This is a genomic window from Gluconobacter sp. OJA, from assembly GCF_039638325.1.
Lineage (GTDB): Bacteria > Pseudomonadota > Alphaproteobacteria > Acetobacterales > Acetobacteraceae > Gluconobacter > Gluconobacter cerinus.
Window position 1 is genome coordinate 1 of the sequence record NZ_JBDIWI010000011.1, and the last position, 3,538, is coordinate 3,538.

Below are 3,538 nucleotides of genomic sequence, written 5' to 3' on the forward strand. Positions count from 1 at the left end.
CGGGCGAGCGCGGAGCGGGAGCGGCGTAGCCCGCCCAAAGGGCGCCGGAGCAGACCCCGGAATGGCAGTTTTCCACCGAAAAAAGGGGGGACAACAGGGGGATTAGATTCTTTTCTCTTTCTTAGGGATCGCCACACCCCGCAAGAAACTGGGAGAAATGAATTGTTTTACGTGTCGGAATCTGACACGTATTGGTGCCATAGCCTGACACGTAAAAACGGGTTCTCCACAGGGAGCAAGACATGGCCCAGATTGTGCGCCTCACCACCAAACCACAGCGGTCAGGACAGGAGGAAGCCGCACAGGCGGCCGAGCAGCTCTCGCTCCTGTCCGAAGAACTCCTGAATCATTTGCCCGGAGAGGCGCGTATAGCCATCTCAAGGGCCACACACGCGCTACAGAAGGCCGCGCGACCAGACACCGCCGAAGGGCTTTGGCCGGGAGGTTTCAGCATGTTGAGCCGTACACAGACCGCCGCGATCTGGGACGCCATCCGCGAATTACCATCAGATGCTCGACCCAATCAGGTCCGTCATGCTTTTGATCTGATAATACTCAATCTCCGGCAAGACACCGGGGAGGTTCTGCTTACTCGTGACCAGCTCGCCGAACGGATCGGATGCGCACCCGCCAACGTCAGCCGGATCATGGGAACGTTGGAAAAAATGGGCGTAATCCGCCGTGAACGGCGTAAGATCGAAGGAATGCAGGGCCGAGGAATAGCCGTATATTTCATCAATCCGCATGTGGCATGGAATGGCTCGCTGGACGTTCGCAAGGCCCTAGCCGCGGAGACCCGGCCACCCATGCAACTCGAACTCCTTCAGGGGGGAGCATCATGACCGACCTGTCCGACGAACTCACCTTTATGCAAACAGAATTAGTGCCCCGTTGCTGTTGAAAAGAGGTTCATCACCAACACACCTGCAATGATCAAAGCCATTCCGACCATTGCAGGTAGATCGAGGCTCTGTCCCTGAAAAATACAGGCAATTACAGCAACAAGAACAATACCCCCACCAGACCAGATTGCGTAAGCAATCCCGGTCGGAATATCTCTGAGAGCCATCGAAAGACAATAGAAGGCAACGAGATAGCCAATACCAAGAATGATCGTCGGGATAAGACGTGTGAAACCTTCAGAGGTTTTAAGAAGAGAAGTTGCGATGATTTCGGCAACAATGGCTATACCGAGATAAAAATAGCTCACAGATGTAGTTCCTTGAAGAATTGAAAGCCGCTTTTGATTCGCGCATTCAAATTTTAAAACCCAATACTTGGCCCCCGATCACGGGAACGCCTGACTGTTGGCCTCTCGGCCTCTTTGGCGGCTTGCTTCTGTCTTGCCAGCTCGGCGGCCTTCCGGGCTTCATCGGCCGCCCGCTGCTCTGCCTGCCGCTGCATTTCCCGCCTGATTTCGGCCTGACGGACCCGCTCCTGCCTCTGGCGTTCGGCTTCCCGCTGCTGCTCCATCCGCTCCCCGAGCTTCCGGGCCAGACCAACCGCCAGCCGTGCCCGCTTCTCAAGGCCGGAGAACAGCTCCTGCGCCTTCTCCATGGCCTTGCGGGCCGTTTCCAGCACCCGGTTTCGCTCACGGATCTCCGCATTCTGCTTCCCGAGATCCGTCACAGGATCTCGGCCGGGAATCTCGCGGGCCGCCTGACGCTCTAGGGCGGTCGCTGACACGCCCATGTGCCGGGTCGGCTCCTGTTCCTTCCCCTGGCGCTCGAAGCTCCGGTGGTCCACCCGCTGTTCGACCAGGTGTCGTTCTAGCGCCATGTTCACCTGGCGCGCCCACACCCCCCGCATGTGCTCGATTTCGGCCGATGCGGTGCTGGCCACGTCCAGAACCCGCGTCTTGGCCCCTAGCCCTTCCGCCCCCGCCGTCCGGGTCGTGGTGAGGATGTGAGCGTGATGATTCCGGTTATCCCCTTCCCGGCCGGGTGCATGGATCGCCACATCTGCCACCACCCCGTACCGCGCCACTAGCTCGGCCGCGAAATCCCGCGCCAGTTCCTTCCGTGCGCCCGCATCCAGTTCGGCCGGTAACGCCAGCTCGTATTCCCGGCCGGTCTTGGCGTCCTTCCTTTTCTCGGCCGCTTCGGCTGCGTTCCATAGGGCGTTCCGGTCCTGTGCCCAGTCTGCACCATCTGGAGCCACGATGAACGCATCCTCCACCCCCTGTTTGCGGGTGTAGTCGTGCGTCAGGCCCTGCCGTTCGTCTGTCAGTTCCTGACCGGCACGATAGGCAGCAGCAGCGACAACACTGCGACCGGCCGAACGGGATATGGCTTTGACGGACAGGTGATAGATCGCCACGGGTCACCGGGATAAGGAAGGGTTCAGGGAAGGAACGTCCCTGACGCACGCATTGGAACAATGCTAAAGTGCGCCCTTTACTACTTCGTCGCAAGGGTTGTTTGCGTTCCGCGACGAATCAAGGAAACTTCCGAAAAATCGGGTATCATCAACAGGGTCACGCGGGGACAAGAATAACGACAGACCATTGCACCCACTTGGGGCAGGAGAAAAAATGACACCCATCGAGAAAGCAAAACAGCAGGTCGAGCAGGCCAAGGCCCGGTATCAGACTTTGCTCGCCAGACAGACCGCCGAGGAACGCAAACTGGACACCCGCCGCAAGGTCATTCTGGGTGGGTTGCTGATCGACGCGGCCGGGAAGGATGAACGCTTCGGCCGGGTCATTGACGAGCTGATGAAACGCATCACCCGCGACCATGACCACAAGGCGTTCGAGGGCTGGCAGAAGCCGGAGCCTGACCGGTCATGACCGACGAACGCGAGCTGGATGACGGGCTGGCTGCGTTCGACCAGCTCGGCCGGGAAATGGCGGAGACAAACCGTCTGCTTCGGGCCGTCCGGTCCGATCAGGCGGCCCGAAACCAGCAGGAACACACTCTGTCGGCCGAAATGAAGGCCGCTCTTAAACAGGCCACAGGAGCCTCACAGAAGGCGCTACAGGCCGCTCAGACCGAAATACGCTCCTCTCTACTCTGGACGGGCCTGACGGCCTTCCTGCTCGTTCTGGTGGCGTTTGGCGGGGGATATTTCTTCGGTCAGCGGGCTGGATGGGACACCGGGCACGCGGACGGATACCAGAAAGCCCGGAATCAGGAGGCCGCCGCCAGCTGGGCCAACACCCCGGCCGGACAGCGGGCCTATGGCCTCGACCAGCTTGGCAGCCTCGATATGCTGGCCCTGTGCAAGGGGGATGGCTGGACCATGGAACGCCAGAAGGGCCGGACGGTCTGTTTCCCGAAACTGGACGCCAAAGGGAACCTTAGCGGCTGGTATATCCCCTGACCGTCACCCGGATGGGAAAGCCGGCCAGCTCCCTCATTCCTTCCTGAGCCATTTTCTCTCGCCCGATTCTGCCGGCGTCACAGGATCCGGGCGAGCGCGGAGCGGGAGCGGCGTAGCCCGCCCAAAGGGCGCCGGAGCAGACCCCGGAATGGCAGTTTTCCACCGAAAAAAGGGGGGACAACAGGGGGATTAGATTCTTTTCTCTTTCTTAGGG

At 59.9% G+C, this 3,538-nt stretch carries 5 protein-coding genes; 3 read left to right on the forward strand and 2 right to left on the reverse strand.

Annotated features, from left to right (window positions below; translation table 11 throughout):
- Positions 1–242 precede the first annotated feature (242 nt).
- A complete protein-coding gene (locus tag ABDK75_RS17790) occupies positions 243–842 on the forward strand; it encodes a helix-turn-helix domain-containing protein (protein WP_194256257.1) in 600 nt (199 codons plus the stop codon).
- 38 nt (positions 843–880) lie between these two features.
- Here the strand turns inward: ABDK75_RS17790 and ABDK75_RS17795 are convergent, their stop codons facing one another.
- Both ABDK75_RS17795 and mobQ read right to left on the reverse strand, forming a co-directional pair.
- Entirely contained in the window at positions 881–1,210 is a 330-nt protein-coding gene (locus tag ABDK75_RS17795) for an SMR family transporter (protein ID WP_346006612.1), read from the reverse strand.
- A gap of 53 nt (positions 1,211–1,263) precedes the next feature.
- The gene (gene mobQ, locus ABDK75_RS17800; RefSeq protein ID WP_061487134.1) at positions 1,264–2,319 is read right to left on the reverse strand and encodes a MobQ family relaxase; all 1,056 of its coding nucleotides are present in this window, start codon (positions 2,317–2,319) and stop codon (positions 1,264–1,266) included.
- Between the two features lie 214 nt (positions 2,320–2,533).
- On the opposite strand from mobQ, the gene ABDK75_RS17805 reads away from it, so the two are divergent.
- Positions 2,534–2,791, forward strand: coding sequence for a hypothetical protein (locus ABDK75_RS17805; RefSeq protein WP_061487133.1), 258 nt, complete (start codon positions 2,534–2,536; stop codon positions 2,789–2,791).
- A complete protein-coding gene (locus ABDK75_RS17810) occupies positions 2,788–3,324 on the forward strand; it encodes a hypothetical protein (RefSeq protein WP_061487132.1) in 537 nt (178 codons plus the stop codon). The genes ABDK75_RS17805 and ABDK75_RS17810 overlap by 4 nt, the downstream gene beginning before the upstream one ends.
- Positions 3,325–3,538: the final 214 nt, after the last annotated feature.